Source organism: Flavobacterium limnophilum, from assembly GCF_027111315.2.
GTDB lineage: Bacteria > Bacteroidota > Bacteroidia > Flavobacteriales > Flavobacteriaceae > Flavobacterium > Flavobacterium limnophilum.
In genome coordinates, this window is record NZ_CP114289.2 from 504,360 (window position 1) to 527,022 (window position 22,663).

Annotated in this window: 16 protein-coding genes; 3 read left to right on the forward strand and 13 right to left on the reverse strand. The window is 37.3% G+C overall.

All coding sequences use genetic code 11. The features are described from left to right. Nucleotide 1: 1 nt before the first annotated feature. Complete coding sequence (locus OZP13_RS02155; RefSeq protein ID WP_281298484.1) at nt 2-2,098, forward strand: OmpA family protein; 2,097 nt, start codon at nt 2-4, stop codon at nt 2,096-2,098. A gap of 77 nt (nt 2,099-2,175) precedes the next feature. On the opposite strand, the gene OZP13_RS02160 is transcribed toward OZP13_RS02155, so the two are convergent. Together OZP13_RS02160 and OZP13_RS02165 are read right to left on the reverse strand one after the other, a co-directional pair. Continuing rightward, entirely contained in the window at nt 2,176-2,589 is a 414-nt protein-coding gene (locus tag OZP13_RS02160; protein WP_269242078.1) for a hypothetical protein, read from the reverse strand. 25 nt (nt 2,590-2,614) lie between these two features. Further along, the gene (locus OZP13_RS02165; RefSeq protein WP_281298485.1) at nt 2,615-3,004 is read right to left on the reverse strand and encodes a DUF1573 domain-containing protein; all 390 of its coding nucleotides are present in this window, start codon (nt 3,002-3,004) and stop codon (nt 2,615-2,617) included. 208 nt (nt 3,005-3,212) lie between these two features. Here OZP13_RS02165 and OZP13_RS02170 point away from each other — a divergent pair, with 208 nt between their 5' ends. Further along, nucleotides 3,213-5,846, forward strand: a complete 2,634-nt coding sequence (locus tag OZP13_RS02170) for a valine--tRNA ligase (protein ID WP_281298486.1) — start codon at nt 3,213-3,215, stop codon at nt 5,844-5,846. A gap of 148 nt (nt 5,847-5,994) precedes the next feature. Here OZP13_RS02170 and OZP13_RS02175 read toward each other — a convergent pair whose 3' ends face one another. The 11 genes from OZP13_RS02175 to OZP13_RS02225 form a co-directional block, all read right to left on the reverse strand. After that, a complete protein-coding gene (locus OZP13_RS02175; protein ID WP_281298487.1) occupies nt 5,995-8,229 on the reverse strand; it encodes a TonB-dependent siderophore receptor in 2,235 nt (744 codons plus the stop codon). 273 nt (nt 8,230-8,502) lie between these two features. Continuing rightward, nucleotides 8,503-9,501 (reverse strand): FAD:protein FMN transferase, encoded by a 999-nt coding sequence (locus tag OZP13_RS02180; RefSeq protein ID WP_281298488.1) that lies wholly within the window; start codon nt 9,499-9,501, stop codon nt 8,503-8,505. 18 nt (nt 9,502-9,519) lie between these two features. Then, complete coding sequence (locus tag OZP13_RS02185; RefSeq protein WP_281298489.1) at nt 9,520-11,712, reverse strand: PepSY domain-containing protein; 2,193 nt, start codon at nt 11,710-11,712, stop codon at nt 9,520-9,522. Nucleotides 11,713-11,800: 88 nt separating this feature from the next. Beyond that, nucleotides 11,801-12,283, reverse strand: coding sequence for a DUF2271 domain-containing protein (locus OZP13_RS02190; protein ID WP_269242084.1), 483 nt, complete (start codon nt 12,281-12,283; stop codon nt 11,801-11,803). A 4-nt stretch (nt 12,284-12,287) separates the two neighbouring features. Continuing rightward, nucleotides 12,288-13,805: an ankyrin repeat domain-containing protein gene (locus tag OZP13_RS02195; protein WP_269242085.1), complete on the reverse strand. Its 1,518-nt coding sequence runs from the start codon at nt 13,803-13,805 to the stop codon at nt 12,288-12,290. A gap of 450 nt (nt 13,806-14,255) precedes the next feature. Further along, on the reverse strand, nt 14,256-14,729 hold the full coding sequence (locus OZP13_RS02200) for a DUF6265 family protein (protein ID WP_269242086.1): 474 nt from the start codon (nt 14,727-14,729) through the stop codon (nt 14,256-14,258). A gap of 311 nt (nt 14,730-15,040) precedes the next feature. Further along, the gene (locus tag OZP13_RS02205; RefSeq protein WP_281298490.1) at nt 15,041-17,335 is read right to left on the reverse strand and encodes a type IA DNA topoisomerase; all 2,295 of its coding nucleotides are present in this window, start codon (nt 17,333-17,335) and stop codon (nt 15,041-15,043) included. 674 nt (nt 17,336-18,009) lie between these two features. Further along, the gene (locus OZP13_RS02210) at nt 18,010-18,351 is read right to left on the reverse strand and encodes a hypothetical protein (protein WP_269242087.1); all 342 of its coding nucleotides are present in this window, start codon (nt 18,349-18,351) and stop codon (nt 18,010-18,012) included. 227 nt (nt 18,352-18,578) lie between these two features. Beyond that, on the reverse strand, nt 18,579-18,854 hold the full coding sequence (locus OZP13_RS02215) for a hypothetical protein (RefSeq protein WP_269242088.1): 276 nt from the start codon (nt 18,852-18,854) through the stop codon (nt 18,579-18,581). A gap of 303 nt (nt 18,855-19,157) precedes the next feature. Continuing rightward, nucleotides 19,158-20,117: a hypothetical protein gene (locus OZP13_RS02220; RefSeq protein ID WP_281298491.1), complete on the reverse strand. Its 960-nt coding sequence runs from the start codon at nt 20,115-20,117 to the stop codon at nt 19,158-19,160. Next, the gene (locus OZP13_RS02225; RefSeq protein ID WP_281298492.1) at nt 20,118-21,089 is read right to left on the reverse strand and encodes a DGQHR domain-containing protein; all 972 of its coding nucleotides are present in this window, start codon (nt 21,087-21,089) and stop codon (nt 20,118-20,120) included. It abuts the gene before it with no gap. 426 nt (nt 21,090-21,515) lie between these two features. Here OZP13_RS02225 and prfA point away from each other — a divergent pair, with 426 nt between their 5' ends. Further along, nucleotides 21,516-22,592, forward strand: a complete 1,077-nt coding sequence (gene prfA, locus OZP13_RS02230; RefSeq protein WP_281298493.1) for a peptide chain release factor 1 — start codon at nt 21,516-21,518, stop codon at nt 22,590-22,592. Nucleotides 22,593-22,663 lie beyond the last annotated feature (71 nt).

Sequence of the window (22,663 nt, forward strand, 5' to 3'; positions counted from 1 at the left end):
TATGAAAAAATTACTCGTTATTATATTCGTATTTTCAATACAGTTTATAAATGCCCAAGACCAAGAATTGGAAAGAGCAAAACGCTTTTTTGACAGAACCTATTACACAGAATCCATTCCCTTGTATGAAAAAATAGTTTCCGAAAAACCCTCTGCTGAAGCGGTCAGGAATTTGGCGGATAGTTATTATTATACCAATGATTTAAAAAAAGCACAGCGTTATTATCGTCTTTTGATCAAAAGTTACAATCAGGATTTGGACAGGAATTACTATTTCAAATTTGCGCAAACTTTAAAAGCGACCAATTCCCATGAAGAAGCCAATGCCGCTTTGAAAGAATATTATTCAAAATCGACCAATGCCCAGGATTTAATCAACTTTGAAAGCGATACTAAAACGTTGGAAAATGTTTCCGCAATAGGTAACCGATTCGAAATTAAAAACATAGCTTTCAATACCGAAAATTCAGAGTTTGGAGCCGTAAAACACAACGATAGTCTGGTTTTTGCTTCCGTGAAAAAGAAAGCGGGATTATTTGACAAAGTTTATAAATGGGATAACGAAACCTATTTGAACCTGGTTTCAGTGCCAATGAAAAATATAAATTCAAAGGATTCCATTAAATATTATTTCCCCAAAGAATTAAAAACCTCGATGCACGAATCGAATGTTATTTTCACGAAAGACGGAAAGACCATTTATTTCACGCGAAATAATTTTAAAAACGGTAGAAGAGGCAAGAACGAAGAAAAAATCTCCAATCTTCAAATTTTTAAAGCCGAATTGGTCAACGGAAAATGGACGAACGAAACTTCATTGCCGTTCAATAGCGACAATTATTCAGTAGAACATCCTGCCTTGAGCAGCGATGAAAAAACATTGTATTTTGCTTCCGATATGCCGGGAACATTAGGCTCGTTGGATATTTTTTCGGTGGCGGTAAATGAAGGCGCTTTCGGAACTCCCCAAAATTTAGGAGCTGGAATAAACACCGATAAAAGAGAGCAATTTCCATTTGTTTCTAAAGACAACAAACTTTATTTCGCTTCCGACGGACATTTAGGATATGGTTCGCTGGATGTTTTTGTGTCCGAAATGGAAAATGGAACATACAACAAAGCGAATAATGTCGGATTGCCAATAAATTCGAATTTGGATGATTTTGCATTTAATATCGATTCCGACACTAAAGAAGGTTATTTTTCTTCGAACAGGGCAGGAGGAAAAGGCAGTGACGATATTTATCAACTCAATGAAATCAAAGCTTTACTAATCGAAGATTGCAAGCAGTTTGTTTCTGGAATAATTACCGATGTTGATACAAAATTGCCTTTAGAAAATGCAGTTGTTGCGCTTCAAGATTCGAATAAAAAACAAATTAATTCAGTTACAACAACCGCTGACGGGAAGTTTAATTTTACGGTAGCCTGTGAATCATCTTATACGGTTTTGGCTTCTAAAGAAAACTATTCTAATAATTCTAAAGCTTTAGTTTCTGGGAAGGTTAGAGATTATTCCAATGATGCGTCAATGACATTAAAATCACTTGAGGTTATAAAACTTGAAAATAAAAAACTGGAAGAAGAGAAAAAACAGCAAGAAGCCTTGGCTTTGATTGCTTTAAAAGAAGCAGAAACTAAAGCAAAAAAGGATGCCGTTGTTCAGGCTGAAATCAAGAAAAAAGAAAAAGTAAACCAGATTTTGGCACAAGAAAAAGATGTGGTGAAAGACAAAGACCGTTTGATTATCAAAACAGATCCAATTTATTTTGATTATGATTTATGGTACATCAGAAAAGAATCTAAAGTTATTTTGAACCGAGTTTTTGATTTGATGAAGAAATATCCAGAGATGGTTGTCGAAATTGGTTCACACACCGATTCCAGGGGAGACCTTAAATACAATGCCGAATTATCTGGAAAAAGAGCCCAATCCACCAAGGAATATTTGGTGGAATCTGGAATTGATGCCAAAAGAATCATAGCCAAAGGGTATGGAGAATCGGTGCCAATCATAAAATGCAAAACAGACGAATCTTGTTCTGAAGAACAGCACGAACTTAATAGAAGAAGTGAATTTGTGATTAAAAATCTATAATCAAACTTCGAAATAGGGTGTAACAAAAATGCTTCTTACATTTCTGCAAGAAGCATTTTTGTTTATTTAATTAGGCATTATTTTCTAGTGTAGGAGCTTCCAATACCATCGTAATTGTTGTCATCTAATTCTAAATTGGTGTTGTCTAATTTAGCTATAATCATTTCACCACCAACCGAAAATACAATTGATTTTTTATAAGTGCCGTCAACAATACTTTTCTGAGTAGAAAATTGATAGGTTCCTTCACTTGAAAGAATCCCATTGGTGTAATAAAAAAATTTACCATCACTTGTGAATTTTAAATCTATATATTTTCCAGTTGAGGCTGGTGTGTCGTGTATATGAAATGCAAATCCACCGTCGGTTCTAACCCAACTCCAAGTTCCTGTTAAATTTTTGCCACTACTATCGTCATTGTCTGAACAAGAAATAAAAACTGTTACCAATAGAAAGAAACCAATTTTTTTGAAATGATGTAATGCTTTCATAAGATTATTTTTTTTGTAAATTTCATTAATCAGCAATCACTTCACCCTTGATTTTTAGTGGAATTCTTCCGTCTTCATAATTCACTGCATTTGATTCGACAGTGATTGTTTTTCTTATGGGACCTGGAGTCATATTGTATTTGATGTCAATTTTTCCAGTTTTTCCAGGCATGATTGGTTCTGTTGGTTTGGTAGGAACAGCACATCCACAAGTAGAAAGTACATTGGTAATAATCAACGGGGCATTGCCGGTATTGGTAAACTCGAAAGAGCGAACTCCATTGTCACTTTTTTTGCTGGTAGTTCCATAATCTATCGTATTGTCTTTAGCCTTAAATTCAATTTTAGGACCGTTTTGGGCAAAGCCAAAACTGCTTGTCAATACAATTGCTATTATTGTGGCTATATTTTTCATGGTTGTTTTTTTAATTTTCTTTTTAGTAAAAATACTTTTTTTAATTAAGCGGACAATTATTTATTTCGCTTTTTATACTGTACTTAATTATTTACTTTTGTCCTCAATTAGAATTACAAAAATCAGACCAAAAGAAAAGTTTATTTGTTTATTCGGTTATTCGTTTAACCGATTAAACAAATAACCGAATAAACAAATAGACGATACAATGACAATTCCTGCACAATTTGACGCCAAAACCATTGAAAATAAGTGGTATGACTACTGGATGAAGAACAATTATTTCCATTCGGAACCCGATCACAGAACACCATACACCATCGTGATTCCTCCGCCAAACGTGACTGGAGTTTTGCACATGGGACATATGTTGAACAATACCATTCAAGATGTTTTAATCAGAAGAGCACGTCTCAAAGGCTTTAACGCTTGTTGGGTTCCGGGAACGGATCACGCTTCGATTGCAACGGAAGCCAAAGTGGTGGCCAAATTAAAATCCGAAGGAATCAACAAAAATGATTTGACTCGTCAAGAATTTTTGGCTCATGCTTGGGAATGGACTGACAAATATGGTGGAACCATCCTAGAACAATTGAAACAATTGGGTTGCTCTTGCGATTGGGACAGAACCAAATTCACGATGGATCCTGATATGTCGGCATCGGTAATCAAATCTTTTGTGGATTTATACAACAAAGGATTGATTTATCGTGGCTATCGAATGGTAAACTGGGATCCCGAAGCCAAAACGACTTTGTCCGACGAAGAAGTAATTTATGAAGAACAACAAGGAAAATTGTATTTCCTGAAATATAAAATCGAAGGTTCGGAAGATTTCTTGACTGTTGCTACAACACGTCCAGAAACAATTTTCGGAGATACTGCCATTTGCATCAATCCAAACGATGAGCGTTTTGCCCATTTGAAAGGCAAGAAAGCAATCGTGCCAATTTGTGGAAGAGTGATTCCGATTATAGAAGATGAATATGTTGATATCGAATTTGGAACTGGTTGCTTGAAAGTGACTCCAGCTCACGATGTGAACGACAAGGCTTTGGGCGAAAAACACAATTTGGAAATCATTGACATTTTCAACGAAGATGCCTCTCTAAATAGTTTTGGTTTGCATTACCAAGGGAAAGACCGTTTTGTGGTTCGTACCGAGATTGCTCAAGAATTAGAAGCCAATGGAGATTTAGCAAAAACCGAAATCCACTTGAACAAAGTAGGAACTTCTGAAAGAACCAAAGCCGTAATCGAACCTCGTTTATCAGATCAATGGTTCTTGAAAATGGAAGATTTGGTAAAACCAGCCATTAAATCCGTTTTGGTCGATGGAGACATCAAATTGCATCCATCTCGTTTTAACAATACGTATGCGCATTGGTTGAACAATATTCGAGACTGGAATATTTCCCGTCAATTGTGGTGGGGACAACAAATTCCTGCTTATTTCTACGGTGACGGAAAAGAAGATTTCGTGGTTGCCGAGAATATTGAAGATGCTTTGGTTTTAGCCAAAGAAAAAACTTCTAACTCCCAACTTCTAAGTTCTGACCTTCGTCAAGACGTTGATGCTCTTGATACTTGGTTTTCTTCTTGGTTGTGGCCAATGTCTGTTTTTGGTGGAATTATGGATCCTGAAAACGAAGATTTCAAATACTATTATCCAACGAATGATTTGGTAACCGGACCGGATATTTTGTTTTTCTGGGTAGCGCGAATGATTATTGCTGGATATGAATATACAGGCAAAAAACCATTTTCGAATGTGTATTTGACTGGTTTGGTTCGCGACAAACAAAGACGCAAGATGTCGAAATCGTTGGGGAATTCGCCTGAGCCATTGGAATTAATCGAAAAATTTGGTGCCGATGGAGTTCGTGTGGGATTGCTTTTGAGCGCTTCTGCAGGAAACGATATTATGTTCGACGAAGAATTGTGCAACCAAGGAAAAGGCTTTACCAATAAAATCTGGAATGCTTTCAAATTGATAAAAGGTTGGGGAGTTTCGGATTCGATTCCGCAACCAGAATCTTCTAAAGTAGCAATTGAATGGTATGAAGCCAAATTGCAGCAAACCCTTTTGGAAATCGAAGACAATTTCGAGAAATATAGAATCTCCGATGCCTTGATGGGAATTTACAAATTGGTTTGGGACGATTTCTGTTCTTGGTTCTTGGAGATGATAAAACCTGCTTACCAACAACCAATCGATAACGTAACATTGGCGAAAGCCATAGAAATGTTGGAAAACAACATGAAATTGTTGCATCCTTTTATGCCGTTCTTGACCGAGGAAATATGGCAATTATTGGACGAAAGAACACCAGAAGAAGCTTTGATTGTTTCAACTTGGCCAGAAATAAAACCGTTCAATGCGCAATTAATCACTGATTTCGAAAATACCATTGAAGTGATTTCTGGAATCAGGACAATTCGAAAAGACAAGAACATTCCATTCAAGGACACGATTGAATTGAAAGTCGTGAATAATGATAAAGCATCTACTTATTTTGATGCAGTGGTGACCAAATTAGGAAACATCACTTCTTTGGAATACGTTTCGGATAAAGTGGATGGCGCTTTGTCTTTCCGTGTAAAATCGAATGAATATTTCATCCCGATTACAGGAAACATCAATGTTGAAGAAGAAATCGCAAAACTGACTGCGGAGTTGGTTTACACGCAAGGTTTCTTGAAATCGGTTCAAAGTAAACTATCCAACGAGAAATTTGTGAACGGAGCACCAGAAAAAGTTTTGGCAAACGAAAGACAAAAAGAAGCCGATGCACTTTCCAAGATTGAAACTTTAGAGCATAGTTTGGCTGGATTGAAATAGATTTTGGTAGTTTCTTAAAATAGAAAATCCCAATGCTGAATATTTCGGTATTGGGATTTTTTAGTGTTAAAACCAAAAACCTTTTCTGCTTTTCAAATAAATGAAAGTGGCAGAAAAAGTTCTTGGAAAAATTAAACTAAAATTTTAATTAGAATTTGTATTTCAAACTGGTCAAAACCTGACGTGGCGCAATTGGATTGATACTATAGTTTTCGTGTGCCGTATAATTCAACTCATTGGTAATGTTTGACAACTTGCACAAGATGGAGATTTTTTTCCAAGTATAACCAGCAGATACATCAATGGTTGTGTAGCCTTCCATTGGGATGTCTCTATCGTTGATTGTAACTGCACCTGTTGTTGGATTAACCACGATTTGGTCATTCCAACCACCAAGACGATCACCAATATAATTTCCGATGGCTCCTAAAGAGATTCCCTTTAATGCTCCTGATTGCAAGGTGTAGAAAAAGCTTAAATTGGCTGTGTTTGCCGGCGTTCTTACCAATCGATCTCCTTCAATGAAACTGCCGTTCAATCCCGATGTTTTAGAGTAACGCATATCGTTGTAGCTATAACCGGCAATGATGCTTAAACCATTGATTGGTCTTGCGGTAACATCCACTTCAACGCCTTTACTTTTCGTTTCTCCGCTTAATGTTTTAATATTGGTGTCTGTGTTGTTTGAACCATCTGCCTTGAATTCGGCGGTTTGGGCTAAATTACTGTTGGTGATTTGGTAAACGGTAACGTTTGTGCTCAAAATACCTTTCCAGAAATCTTTTTTGATACCTAGTTCGTATTGGTCAATGATAGAAGGTTTAATGGGTTGCAAATCAACCGTTGTTCCGGTGTTTGGCGTGAACGAGTTCGAGTAGCTTGCAAATACTGACATATCTCTCGTTGGTTGGTAAACCAATCCTACTTTTGGAGAGAAGGCATTGTCTAATTTTTTGGCACTTTCGGTAATCGTTTTTGGGCTTTTGGTTAAATCGTGGGTTTCTGTTTGCGATTCCTGCCAAGACCAACGCAATCCAGCCAAAAGCTTGATTTTATCCGTGAAGGAAATCAAATCCTGTGCATAAAATCCAAAACGGTTGGTGTCGGTATATACAATTCGAGTATTTTTTGCATTTGGTTCATCCGTTCTTTGGGTTGTAGGGTCAAACGTGAAAATATTTACAGTGTCATAATTTGCTGGAGTAAACACATAAGTGTAAGCTGTTGCAAATGAATTTTCCCAATCGGCCCCCGTGAATAATTGGTGTTTAATGCTTCCTGTATTGAAGGTTCCTTGCAAGCTTATTTGGTCTCCCAATATTTGTTCGAGGTTTTTATTTTGTCCCAATGGTCTGTTCCAAGTCCCGTAAGGTACGGCTGTTGGTGAAATCTGCATGCGTTCAGTACCTTTTGATTCTCTATCATAAGATTGAAAAGAAGAATTGAAGTTTAATTTCCAGTTTTTGTTGAAATCGTGGTTTATCAAGGCTGAGGCACTTGCGGATTTGGTTTCTCCATTCGACCAAAGCGCACCATAATAGCTGTTTCGTGGTCCGTCCACAATTTCTTTTCCGATGACTCCAGTTCCAAAATCAGGTGTCCAATCGGCGCTCAAATAGTCTCCTTGGAGGGTGATTTGCGTTTTGTCACTCACGTTAAAAAGCAAGGATGGGTTAACATAAAGACGTTCGTTTTTTACCACGTCCCTGAAACTTTCTGAATTTTCATAAGAAGCATTGATTCTATAGGCAATATGTTTGTTTAACGGACCGTAAAAATCAATCGACGGTTTGTAGTAAGCATAACTTCCAGCTTGCATTGTTACCTCTCCGCCACTTTTGAAAGAAGGAGTTTTGGTAACCAAATTCAGAATTCCTCCCGGTGCAACGTTTCCATATAATAAAGCGGAACCACCTTTGAGAAATTCCACTTTGTCTAAACCGGCAACATCAGGAATAGAACCTGCGTTGTAGCGGAAACCGTTTTTAAACATGTTGTTGGCAGACATATCGTAACCTCTAGAGTAGAAAGATTCCTGTGCTCCACCACGTGCAGAACCCACATAAACACCGTTGGCGTTTTTCAAAACTTCACTCAAACGGATGGCTTGTTGTTGTTCTATTACCTCGCCGTTGATTACTTGTACGCTTTGTGGAACATCCATTGGTTTCAAACCGGAGCGCAAAGCGGTAACGGGTTTTGGCTGCTTGTTTCCAGTTACGACAACTTCTTTAAGAACTTCTCTTTTTTTACTTTTGATGGTATCTGAATCGGAATAGAATCCCTCGATATTATCTAATTTTTCGACTGAACTTGCGGTTTCTTGAGCAAAACCATTTAGGCAATATAATAAGGTTAAGGTAGGTAGTAAAATATTTTTCATTTGTGTTTATTTAGATTGATTAAAAACAACGATGCAAATATAAAAACCATTTTTGGTTCTGCAAAGTTTATTTAGACTAATTATGAATAATATTTATTAACATTTTTTTAAGGTTTGGTTATTAGTGTTTTAGGGTAAAAAAAATCCTGCTTTTAAAGCAAGATTTTTAATATCAATCGAGTTCTGAAAACTAAATTGTGATGGATGTTTAAAGGGTAATTGACGAAAACCTCAAATATCAAGTTCGCCTTTGACAATTTAAAGCTACCGTAATTAAAGTTGTCCCTTAAATTTCTTGGTCTTGAAGTTTTTTGATTTGACTACTTTCCCGTCGTCGGTAATCATCAGGCAACTGTAATCGGGGAATTTGTTTAGTAAAACTAAGCCTGCCATTTTTCCTAAAACCATCATCGAAGTGCTCAATCCGTTTGCCGTTTCTGCATTTGGTCCAAAAACGGTTACGCTACACAATCCTGTTGCCGGATAACCCGTCGCCGGATTGATGATGTGCGAATAGCGTTTACCGTCGAAAACCACAAATTTTTCATAGCTTCCCGAAGTGGTTACGGCTCCATTATTTATTGGAACAATTGTTATCAACTTCTCGGTATTAAAAGGATTCGTGATGCCGATATTCCATGGTTTTCCGTTGGGCTGTTTGCCCCATGTGCTCATATCGCCCGAGCCGTTTATAATTCCGGCTTGGATGCCTTTGGTCAACATCATTTTTCGGCATTTGTCGGTGGCATAACCTTCGCCCAAAGCGCCAAAACCAATTTTCATTCCTTTTAATTTTAGAAAAATAGTTGAGTTTATGCTATCTAAAATAATGTTTTTATAGCCCACTTTTTCCACCGATTTTTTGATGGCTTCCGCCGAAGGCATTTCGGTCATCGAGCCGTCGAATTTCCAGATTCGGTCCATCGCCGCAAAACTGATGTCAAAACCTCCATTGGTAATCTCTGAAAATCGGATGGCTCTTTGGGTCAATTCAAAAACTTCCCGATCGACTTTCACGGGACGGATTTCCGCATTTTGGTTCACTTGGGAAACTTGTGAAGTTGGTTTCCAGTCGGAGATTAAGTTTTCGATTCTTGTGATTTCGGCAATAACTTCATCAATGTTTTGTTCTGCGGATAAAGAATCTTTGGCTAAAATGCTGATGTCAAAACGTCCGCCCATCAACAAAGTGGTTTTTTTTCGCAAGACTTGACTGTTGGATAAGCTGCAAATGATTAAAAAAAGAAAAAGAAATTGGTGTTTAAGTGACATAGTATTTGTTTAATACTGCTAATAACAATCCGTTAGTATTTGTCCTTTGGCTTTGTAATCTGCAATTCCTTTAGCAGTTTTGGCAAGACATAATTCATCAAGGACTGATTCCACGTCTTTTTGCATTGCTAATGAACCACAAATCATTATAACGCCTCCTTGGGATAATAAATCCATAAAAAAACCGGCATCTCGTTTGATTAAATCCATCACGTAAAAATGGTTCTTTTCACGGGATAAAGCCAAATGGAAACTTTGAAGCTGCTGTTTCTGGATCATTTCATCGGCAAATTTTTTATAGCCTGAAACGGTCTCGGTTTTGGTTCTAAAACCACAATACAAATGAATTTCGGTTTTTTTCTTGTTTTGTTCCAGCATTCCAAGAAAAGGAGCAATTCCCGTTCCATTGGAAATAAGCGCAATTTTGGAAGCTCTTTTCGGGAAATGGAAAGCTGGATTTTTAATGATTCGTGCTTTTAGGATTGAACCTTTCTCAACACCATATAAATAACTGGAACCTAAACCCGAAGGATGCAATTTTACTACCAGTTGGATGTTGCCATCGTGATTCCCGGTGGAGTAGAGGCGCTCCCGATTGTCGTTTGCTGGATAAATCGCCAATAAATCGCCCGAAGTAAATTTGGTATTGACACTGGGCTGCAAGCTGAGTAAAAAAGTATGTTCGGTATCTGAAACGGCTGTTTTATCCAATACTTTCAGCTTTTGCAACCCTTTTGGAATCTCGTTGTATATGGATGGAGTAGTCGAAAGCGCAATTCCTGTTTTGGCACTCCATAATTTTGCCCACTCCACAAATTCTTCAGACGATTTGTCGTTTACGGTTTGTAATTCCAACAAGCGTTCTGCCCAATTTTTTTTGGCCAATTCAGCATATATTTCAAGGGCAAAACCGCAAAAATCAGGATAGGATTTTGAACCGAAACCTACCACCGAAACATTTATTTTTTGCCGTTGTTCTGTTTTGTTTATAAGTGAAATGAATTTACTTGCATTGGCAGGAGCATCACCCAATCCGTGTGTTGAAGTGAAAATGATGAGGTGTTGCGCTTTTGGATAAATTGAATAATTATTCAATTCGGCAATGAATGCTTTTTCTCCGTGAGCCAACAATTGTTTGTGGATGGCATTGGCAAATCGAAGCGTGCTTCCATTTTCGGAACCTACCAGCAAAATGAATTTGCTTTCCTCGGCTTTGTATTTATTTTTGATGCGACTCGATCTTCGTTTCAAGGTCATTGCGAAACCGGAATAGATAAAAAATAGAATGTTTAAACTGGCAATTCCCAAAATTATTGCCCATAAAATACTGGTTCGACCCGTGTGCAAATCCAAACTCAAATCCGATAATTGGGTTGTCATTGGAGTTGGTGATTCACTTACCAAAGCACCCGTAATTTGATTGACTTCGATTTTTCGGTCTTTTAATGCAATAATATAATATTCTTCGGGATCATCTGAAAACGGAAATTCAATTTTCTGTACATCAGCCAAAAGAGTGTTTTTTAAAATGGGAGAATCCTCTTTTTTTGAAATTGTGGTTTTTACAACTTCCATTTTTTCTTCAGAATCGGTTTTTTCGAGGAAAAAGTTGAATTTTTCCAAGGTCAAATAAGTTCCCGAAAGAGCAAGTACCAGAATCGGAATCAGCGATAATCTACCCAGAAAAACGTGATAATATTGGGCGAAATTTTCTTTCACAATTTTAGAAAACAAACTTCGAATACTTCGTTGTCTATTCAAAACCAGGGCGAAACCCGAAATGGAAATCAGCACCAAAAGAAAGGAAATAAAACCCACGACAAAACGCCCAGTTTCTTTCAGAAACAAGGAACGATGGAGTGCAGTTGTCCATTGGATAAACTCGCTTTTTTTGATGGGTTGTCCCAGTATTTTCCCGGTTCTTGGGTCAATATAAACGTTGACATCATTGTCTTCTTGGTCGATTCCTTGCAGCGTTACAAACTGGTTGTGATCCACGCTCAATTCGGTTATCTCGGGATAGGTTTTGCGAAGAATCGGCAGGGTTTCTCCAAGCGTAATGGTGTCGAAATTTTCTACTCGGAATCCTGGTGTTTTTTCTTGAATGGCATCAACGGCGAGAATGACCCCGGTTACGGATGCCAATATCAAAAATGCAGCAGAAAAAACAGCCAAAGCCAAGTGGGAGTAACGCCAAAAAGAAAGAGTCATTGATAATAAATTTTAACATATAAGTCATATAAGTTCACGTTTTGTAAAAGCTTATATGACTTATGTTATTTAATGCAAAAGCTGAATTTTAAATTTTGTTCAATCTTACGTAACGAATATAGCCTTTTCCTTCGGTTTTTGCGGCAATTCCTTCAGTTGTCAGCGGGATTTCAATATCATTCACATAATATTTTTGATCTTCCACTGAGGTTTCAAAACGCAATTTATAGCCTTTGTTGATTTTTGAATCTTCAATTTCTATTGTGGTGATACTGCGATCTCCACCAGTAACCGAAGCTCCAGTTTTGGCACTTATATTTTCTTGTTTTTTGGAATGAAATTTATTCCATTCTTTTAGGGTTTTGTACCATTTTTTGTCATCGCCCATCACGTAGAGTGTTTTTTCGTATTCGCCTTTTGCATTGATCAGCGAAACGACCACATAAGCGCCTTCGCCAACATAGTTCGACATTTGGAGCATACATTTGTATTTGCTGGTTTGTGCCGAGGCTTGAAAAGAGAATAGACAGATAAGTGCGGTTGTAAAGGCTATTTTAAATATTGACTTCATAATTTTATTTTAAAAATTCTATGGATACGTTCTTTTTGGTTAGCGTTTCATTTTCTTTTGCCAAGGCATAAGGACTTTCGTCAAAATCGGTGTTGATTTCTTTTTTGGCACCAATGGAAACCAGGTATTTCAAGATAACATCGTCTTTGGAAATCATGGCGGCTTTGTGCAAAGCAGTTAAACCATCTTTGTTTTTGACGTTGATGTCTATGTTTAAATCGGCTATTTTCTTCAATATAGTCATGTCGTTTTTGATGACGGCGATATGATACAATGTATTTCCGTCTTTTTGCGGAGCGGACAAATTTAAGCCTTTGTCTTGCAGTATTTTTGTTTTTGCAGCAAAAGGATCTTGTTTTGGTGCGTTGGAGGATTCTGGATTACGACCCATTCCCATCATTTGTGGACGGTAGGATTGTACCAAATAAAATCCTAAATTGTTTCCGTCTTTGTCCAACACTTTTACATCGGCTCCTTTATTCAAAAGTAGTGTTGCCGCTTCGGGAGTTCCTGATTTTATGGCCATCGTCAATGCCGATTCGCCTTTGTTGTTTTGAGCATTGTTGTTTTTTACTATTGGCAACAACAGTTCCAATGCCGCTGTATCTCTAGCCGAAGCAGCAATCATCAAAGGCGTGTTTCCTTCGTTGTCGGCTTTGTTGGCATCTACTCCTTTGGACAAAAAGTAGTTGATAGTTTCAGTTTGGTTGGGTTTGCTTGCCAGCAAATGCAGCACGGTTTCACCCGATTTGCTCGTGGCTGTTGGTTTTATTTTTAAATCTTCGACCAGGTATTTGTAGGTTTCAAGAGAAGTAGCGTCTCTGCGAGAACCTTGTGCGGCAAAAATCAGTGCATTGTCGGTATATTTCACACCTTTTTCCAAAAGCGATTTCAATAGTGTTGTGTTGCCTGATTTGGCGGCATAATTGAAAGCAGTATTGCCGTCGGTGTCCGTGTCTTTAAGTGACATTCCTTTTGTGGCAAAATAGGTTGAAAGAGCAAGGTTTTTGTCGGAAGGGATTGCCATAAGAAGCAGGTTTAAACCGTCTTTGTATTTTTTCTTTGGGTCGGTTCCAGCTTTGAAAAAAGCGTCATAAAGTGCCGTGTTGGTTTGACCGCTAACGGCTGCAAAAGTCAAGGGAGTTTCTCCTTTGCTGTCTTCCAAGTTAATGTCTGAACCTTTGGCGATGAGGTATTCCACGATTTCGACATTTCCTTTATTGGAAGCCCAGTGAAGATAAATACGATTGTCGTGAGTGGATTTTGTAACTGTATTTCCGGGTTGTTCCAGCAAGAATTTTATGGTGGCTGCCCGCGCATCGTTGTTGATAGCCATTACAACCGCATCAAAAGCATTTGCGGTCGATGCCGACGGGTTGTTGCCTTTGGCTATTTCAGCTTGGACTGCAGTTACATCTGGGGAAGTTTTCCAAAAAGACTGCTCCAAAAGAGTATTTTTTTGTTGCGCGCTAACGAATAGTGTGGCGGCGAAGGCAAAAGAGATGAAAAGATTCTTTTTCATAAATTTATGTGTAAGAGTTTTATAAATAGGGGAAGAGTGTTTGTAATTGACAGTTGTTTAGAAATGAATCCAATAGAGCAAATTTAAGAAGTAATATTACCATTTCAATTGTTGTTTAATTTTGAAAGAGTGTTTTTTTTCCACTTGTTTATTATAATTTTCCCCATCTAAAAGAGCCACTGATTTTTATATTTGTGCGTTAGATTTAAAAGTTATTAAAAGGTTTAAAGTAAATGGATTTAAACTTTAGTTTTTTATTTAGCTTGATTTAAGCTGTTTTTTCTTTCTTGTTTCGTTTCCAACAAATATAAAAACCATTTTTAATCCGGCAAAATTTATTTAGATTAATTATAAATAATATTTTAAGCATTGATTTGTAGTGTTTTAAGAATAATAAATCCTGCTTTTTTTGGAGCAGGATTCTTGATGGAGTTGAAAGAGGGAGGTTTTTTACTTGCTTTTCTTCATCGAATAGCGATCGGAACTGGGTTTTCCTTGTTGGATTCCAGAGATTTCCATGATTAAACGATCTTTGGCAATTCGTTTGTATGCAATTTTTTTGGGGTAATCATTTTTTGGATTTTCGAAAAACAATTGTTTCTCGATTTCGGGTTTATGGATAAAAGTAATGGGTTTGTCATTGTTTTGTCCTTTTATGCTCGATACATACAAAAGGTTTTCTCCTTTTTGTTTCAATTGAATTTTCTCGGAATGCAAGGTGTCTTTATCTTTTATAAAGTAGCTTTCGCCAATAAAGAGACTGTCGTTCGCTTTCGTCCAAGTTTCCACTAAATGGCCATCGTCCGATTTGTTTTCCCATTTTCCCAACAACCAATCGATTCCCACTATTTTGGAAACTACTTTAGATTTTCCGCAAGAAGCGAAAGTCAAGATTATAAAGAATGTTAGAATTGTTTTTTTCATAAAATTAGTGATTGGATTGATGATGTTTCAAAATTAAGGAAAAAGTTGCAATTCGCCCAAGACTAGGACATCAGTTTAGAAATAAAAAATCAGATGCAAATTTTTGATCAGATTAAATTTGTATGATACTTATTATGGTCGTTTTGTGGTTCAAAAAATTAAAATTGAGTACTTTTTATTCTTGCTATTTGTCAGGCTGAAAGCGTCTCGATTATGTTGCTCACCTGTCTTGAGACGCTTCCAGCGTGACAAATGGAGTGGAATGTTGTAATGAAAAAGCAATTGCAATTGGTGCTAATTCGTCTTGATAGTTATGAAAAACTTTCCTTCAAAATGGCATAAACCAATTCCTTGGTGGGTTTCTGGTCTTTTAGTTTTGCCCTGACCACTTCAAACGGCACTTTGAAATCACAGCCCGATTTATAGTTGGTGCAGCCATAGGCGGTGTTTCCTTTGAGAACCGTTCCTTTTTTGCATTTGGGACATTCTAATGTATCCGATGTTGTTTTTCCGACGGTTTTCTTTTCTTCTAATTTGAGTTCGAAGTTTTCGTCAAAGCGAAGCAAACCTTCGACAGTTCCTGCATCGGTTTTGAAATCTTTTAGGTTTACGGTCGAGCCTTTTTGGAGCAATCGCAAGTATTGGTTTTCGGATATTTTTTTATTGGCAAAAGTGTAGGGCAAAACAAAACGACATCCGGCTTTGTAATCGCCACAACCATAAGCAGATTTTCCCTTGATGAGCGTTGCTTTTTTGCATTTCGGACAGACTTCTGCCAGAATTCCAGCTGTTTTCTTTTTCTCGACAACGGCTTCTTGTTTTTGAATGCTTTGGGTATGCGAAATATTGGCACGTCGGGTTTCGCTTCGGACTTCATAGACCAAAGTTTCGACCATTTGTTTCATGTTCTTGATGAATGCTCCAGCGGTAAATGTTCCTTTTTCGATGTCTTTCAACTGCTTTTCCCAGGAACCCGTCAATTCTGCCGATTTGACCAACTCATTTTGAATGGTGTCAATCAGCTGGATTCCTGTTGGTGTTGGCAATACCTGTTTTTTGTTTCGAACGATGTATTGGCGTCTGAAAAGGGTTTCAATAATATTCGCTCGTGTCGATGGACGACCAATGCCGTTTTCTTTCATTAATTCCCTCAAATCTTCGTCGTCCACTTGTTTTCCTGCGGTTTCCATCGCGCGCAGTAAAGTAGCTTCCGTAAACTGGTTGGGCGGTTTGGTTTCCTTTTCCAAGAACGAAGGTTGGTGTGGTCCTTTTTCGCCAACTACAAAGCTTGGCAAGATATCAGCTTCTTTTTCTTTGGCATTCGGATCTTCAAAGACTACTCTAAAACCTTTCTTCAAGATTTCTTTTCCGGTGGTTTTGAATAGTACTTCGGCTGCTTTTCCGATTACGGTGGTATTGGCCACCAAACAATCGTCATAAAACACGGCAATAAAACGGCGTGCAATAATGTCATACACTTGCTGCTGGTTGTATTGCAAATTGCTTTGTATCCCGGTTGGAATAATGGCGTGGTGATCGGTTACTTTCTTGTCGTTGAAAACCTTGGGCGATTTCTTGATCTTTTTTTCCAAAAGTGGTTGCGTCAAGGCAGCGTAATTGGTCAACTTTTGCAGAATGCCCGGTACTTTTGGATAGATGTCGTTCGGTAAGAAAGTGGTGTCTACTCTAGGGTAGGTGACTACTTTCTGTTCGTACAACGTTTGGACAATCTTGAGTGTTTCGTCTGCCGTGAACCCAAATTTGGTATTGCAATAGACTTGCAAGCCCGTTAAATCAAACAGTTTTGGGGCGTATTCATTGCCGTTCTTCTTTTCGACGGAAACAATTTCGAACTCGCTTTCCTTGACTTTGTTGGCCAAAAGTTCGCCGTCTTCCTTTTTCAAGAAGCGTCCTTCTTCATAGCTGAAAAGGGTTTCTCGGTACAAAGTTTGCAACTCCCAATAGGGTTGGGGTTTAAAGTTTTCGATTTCCTTGAAGCGATCCACGACCATTGCCAAGGTTGGGGTTTGCACCCGTCCGATGGACAACACTTGTTTGTAGCCGCCGTGTTTTACGGTGTACAAACGGGTGGCATTCATACCCAACAACCAGTCTCCAATGGCTCTTGAAAATCCGGCGTAGAATAAATTATCGTAGTTGGCAGATGGTTTCAGGTTTTCGAAACCCTCCTTGATGGCTTCGGTGGTCAGGGACGAAATCCACAAGCGTTGTACCTCGCCTTTGTATTGGGCTTCGTTCATCACCCAGCGCTGGATGAGTTCTCCTTCTTGTCCGGCATCCCCGCAGTTGATGACCAAGTCGGCTTTGTCGAACAGGCTTTTTATGATTTTGAATTGCTTCTGGATTCCCGAATTCTCGACGACCTTGGTTTCGAATTTTTCGGGAAGCATTGGCAGGTTGTTCAGGTCCCAACTTTTCCAATGGGGTTTGTAGTCGTTGGGTTCTTTCAAGGTGCATAAATGCCCAAAGGTGTAAGTTACCTGATAGCCATTGCCTTCAAAATAGCCATCGTGCTTGGTGTTGGCTCCCAAAACGGATGCGATTTCGCGAGCTACACTTGGTTTTTCGGCAATACAGACCTTCATTTTTTGCTTCTCTATTTGAAGCCGCAAATTAGGAATTTTGAAATTGGTATCGAAATGAAATCTTCAGGAGTTATGAACGGGAGATGTTTTGTCCCGTCAAAGTGAATTAACAACATTTTTAGCTTTTTTTTAGGGTACCACAGCCATACACTATCCATATACTATCCATACTTGATCCATACTTGTGCCGCGTCCTTGTCCCGTTCTGTGTGCCGTCCTGAAATAACTATACAGGTTATTAAATAAATCCTGCTTTAGCTATACAATTTGTTTCATTTGAGGTGATTTTTTGGATAGCTAAAAATGTTGTTTTAAAACAACAAAAAGCACCCAAAAATGTTGTTTGTATTTAACAATTCAATGAAAAGTACCATTCGAGATAGAAGGCAAAAACAAAAGCAGAAAACAAATTGTCGCTATTCCCGATTCCTATGTTGCTGCAGCTATGATAAAAATAGGGTATGGGGCCATAATTCCAGTTTGGCTGTTTGGGTTTGTGTATTAGTCTCGAATGAGTTGTTTTGCCGCAAAGACGCAAAGACACAAAGTTTTTCAAGATGTAATTGTTTTGTCTCCTCAAAGTGAATGATGTTTTTTTAGGGTACCACAAACTAGGCTAATCTATGGCTTTGAGTGGGCTTTGAGTAGGCTTTGAGTGGGACTTGATATATAGGTTATAAATCTTTGCTTCTTATTTCTTGTCCTAGAGAATGAACTTTAGTTTCTTCTCCATTAAACTTGTCTTTTTTGACAAAAATGATATAATAGGATTTATAATTTTGTGGTTTTGCCAATGATTTTTTTATCGATGCAGCGATTTCTGTTAGTTCTCGGCTGTCAGGATTTGTCATTGATGGAACTTTAGTGCTGTTTGTTAAGCAAACAGTCAAACAAGAGTCGGTTTCTTTTTTGTTGTCCCAATTTTCATAATTGATGCTTTCGCAATGATATGCTTTTTTTAAGCGGGCAATCGTTTTTCCATTGTCTGCAAACGCCGGTTGTCCCATTGTTGCCAATGCTGCAGTTTTTGGATGTGTACTCGAACAATTGTAAAAGCAAAGTGAAATGGTTAAGATAAAAAAAAGCCGAATTTTAGTTTCATAATGTATGTGTGTTTGTATATACATATCTGTTGCCCTCGTTTGTGGGCACAGAATGCAATTCTGCGCTAACGCTGTAAAAGAGATATCTGCGCGATCAGGGCTTGTTGCCCTCGTTTGTGGGCACAGAATGCAATTCTGCGCTAGCGATAGTGGATATCCGAGCGATCGGGTTTATAATTTTGTGGTTTTGCCAATGATTTTTTTATCGATGCAGCGATTTCTGTTAGTTCTCGGCTGTCAGGATTTGTCATTGATGGAACTTTAGTGCTGTTTGTTAAGCAAACAGTCAAACAAGAGTCGGTTTCTTTTTTGTTGTCCCAATTTTCATAATTGATGCTTTCGCAATGATATGCTTTTTTTAAGCGGGCAATCGTTTTTCCATTGTCTGCCAACTCCGGCTGTCCCATTGTTGCCAATGTTGCAGTTTTTGGATGTGTACTCTAACAATTGTAAAAGCAAAGTGAAATGGTTAAGATAAAAAAAAGCCGAATTTTAGTTTCATAATGTATGTGTGTTTGTATATACATATCTGTTGCCCTCGTTTGTGGGCACAGAATGCAATTCTGCGCTAACGATTGTGGATATCCGAGTGATCGGAGGCTAGCGATTGTGTATATCCGAGCGGTCGGGCTAGCGATTATGGATATCCGCATGATCGGGCAATCCTGACTTTTAAGAACGTTGTTTTTTATGGAAGACCTCTGAGAGTTGGTTATTTGTTACGCAATGTTTATTATTTTTGAATAACCTGAATTTAAAAAGGAGTTACCTAAAGAACATCTTTTTGACATATCTTCACTAATTTTTTTAGATAATCCTATTATAAATTGACAAGTATTTGAAAACCTTATTATTTCTTTTCCGGTCAAGTTTTCCAATTCAATTTTGCTAATATCTCCTTTCCAAGCACCAAGATTTCTAATGATATAATCTAAATCATTTTTATTTAATGAATATGGATGCCAACCACCATGTAAATGTTTATAATTTAGTTCATTTCTAATTCTTGATAGCCAACTATAATTAGACGATCCAACATATTCTAAATTGTTAATCAAATTGTCTAATTGTTTTGTAATGGATTGTATTTCAGATGAATTGCTTTTAATTAAACTGTCTATGCTGATAAATTTGATTTTCTCTCCAAAAATTTTCCAAAGAGCCACATATGAACCACCATCCTCTTTGATCTTTATTTTTTTACAATTTACTGATTTTGAATTATCGGAATAATCAACTAAATAATATCCACCTTGTATATTAACACCATTTAGATTTCCATATAAATCTGCTATTTTTTTTATTTTGTTAATTCCTTCACTATCAAATTGAGATAATGAAAAGCCTAAAAAACGCAATATAAGGTGGGCAGAATAGAAAGCTGAATAATATTGTTTAATTAATTGCCAGCTTATGGATTTTGGCAATATTTCTAAATTATCAATTTTTATAATACTTTCTAATGCAGCAGTACAAAAGCGATTACAATCTTTTGATATTGGATTTAAAAATAAATTTCTATCATTTAAATCAAGAAAGAATTCGTCCTCCTTAACTTGACTACGTATTTGATAATCTTTTCCTTCTTTTATCCAATCATTAAATGTATTGGAATTATTTATTACAATATTATTTAGCCCGTGAGCCCAATATGTTCTAAAAATATCTTCTATATACATCTATAAAACAAAATCAGTTTTTAAGCATTCTATCAAATAAATTGATAAATCTTTATAACTTAATCCAGGTTTGGAAATTTTACTAGGTTTAATTTTTGAAAAAAGAGGGCTTAATATTTCGTTAAATGAATCAATTCGATAGTTAGAATACTTATCCTTTGTACGTTGTGCAACATGAGGGAAAATTGAGATTACAGATCTAAAAACTGTAGAATTTGTAATTGAATTTTCTATCCCCATCTTTTTTAAACCATTATAAAAAGAACCTATATAAGCATTGCAAATCTCATAAATTTCTTCTGATTCTTTATCTCCAAAATTTTTGACAATAGTTGCAAATGCTGAATTAAAAGTTACTCTAGAAATTTTTGTTCTTGATTTTTGGGCTGGACTTGTTAGTCCAATCAAAAAACTGTCTGTTTCTTCATGGAATAGATCAAAAATTTCTCTTAATAGCAACTCTGAATTATTTTCATATTCAGCAAGATTTTTAATATCAAACAATAATTCATTTGGAACTGGTTTTTGACTTGTATTGATGTCAATAAAAATTCTTGTTTCGTCTCTTCTGGAAAGACCATTATAAATTACTACAGGAACCCTTACAGATGTTTTTGCCAGTGAAAAACCGTAAACTCTATGTTGTCCATCTAATATTAAAAAACTTTTAGGATTTTCTTTGAATTTTATAGTTTTACCTCCACCTGTTATTTCAAATTCTGCTTCGGGTTGTGCTGATAAAATTATAGCAGTTGGTATTGTACCCAAACCATTATCTATATATTCTGCTATTTTTGTTGCTCTATCTTTATCTAGTAATCTTTGAAAACCGTCAACTGGATTTGTATCTCGTGTAGATACAAAACATGTTTTTGACAAAACATCTGATGGCATTGTTAATGTATAAAATCTATGTTCCCCTTGTATAACTGGGCTAATTGAAAATTTATGTTCTATAATTGGATTTTCCATTTTATTTTTTCTGATTCTGCTAATGTATGAAAATTTTTCTTTTTAAAAATCACTTAACTACATCTAGACGAAATTTTGTTTCGTATTTTGATTTCCTCAAATATATAACTTATACCGAAAATACTGATTAATTTCTATTAATTTTTATATCTTTTTCAAAAGTAACCCCTTTTAATTTAGTGATTTTACGGAAAACCGTAAAAGGATATTTTTTTTAGTTTTTAGAGGGAATATTAGTTATTAAAGGCTTCTCGATACAATTTTGAATAGTAAAGCTGACGCATTACTATTCAAAATCACTCGAAGAGACGGATAAAAGGATTAGCATAATCACATTGTCTCGTTTGTTTGGAAACAGCAAAAAGTGAACCTTGCAAACTGCAATACTTTTTTGTATTTTTGCACTCCAAATAAAGGAACAAGAATATGTTAGACAGACTTCAAATAGTAAAACAGCGTTTCGACGAGATTTCGGACTTGATTATCCAGCCCGACGTGATCAGCGACCAGAAGCGTTATGTACAGTTGAATCAAGAGTATAAGAATTTAAAAGCTTTGGCCGAAAAGCGTGATGAATATGTCATTTTGATGGCGAATATCGACGAAGCGAACGAAATAATTGCGGACAACTCGGATGCCGACATGACCGAAATGGCCAAGATGCAACTCGAGGAAGCCAAGGAAAGATTGCCGGAATTGGAGGAAGAAATCAAGTTTATGTTGATTCCGAAAGATCCAGAAGATGCCAAAAACGTGATGGTCGAAATTCGTGCCGGAACGGGTGGGGACGAAGCCAGTATTTTTGCCGGCGATTTGTTCCGCATGTACACCAAATATTGCGAAAACAGGGGTTGGAGAACTTCGGTTGTCGACATGAACGAAGGAACTTCGGGTGGATTCAAAGAGGTGATTTTTGAAGTTACGGGCGAAGATGTTTATGGAACCTTGAAATTCGAAGCAGGTGTTCACCGCGTGCAACGTGTGCCGCAAACGGAAACCCAAGGACGTGTCCATACCTCGGCAGCAACCGTTATGGTGCTTCCGGAAGCGGAGGAATTTGACGTACAAATTGACATGAACGATGTTCGCGTGGATTTCTTCTGTTCGTCAGGCCCTGGTGGACAATCGGTAAACACGACCAAATCGGCGGTTCGTTTGACGCACATTCCAACCGGATTGGTGGCACAATGTCAAGACCAGAAATCGCAACACAAGAATAAAGACAAGGCCTTGACGGTTTTGCGTTCTCGTTTGTACGAACAAGAATTGGCTAAAAAACAAGAACAAGATGCCACCAAACGTACTTCGCAAGTAAGTTCGGGTGACCGTTCGGCCAAGATTAGAACCTACAATTATGCCCAAGGCCGCGTGACGGATCATAGAGTGGGATTGACTTTATACGATTTGGGAAACATCATGAATGGCGACATCCAGAAAATTGTCGACGAATTGCAATTGGTCAACAATATGGAGAAACTGAAGGAAGCCAGCGAAGTTTTTTAACAATTATTTAAAAAATAGATAAACAAAACACTTAATCGAAAGCAGGTTAAGTGTTTTTTTTATGTTATTTT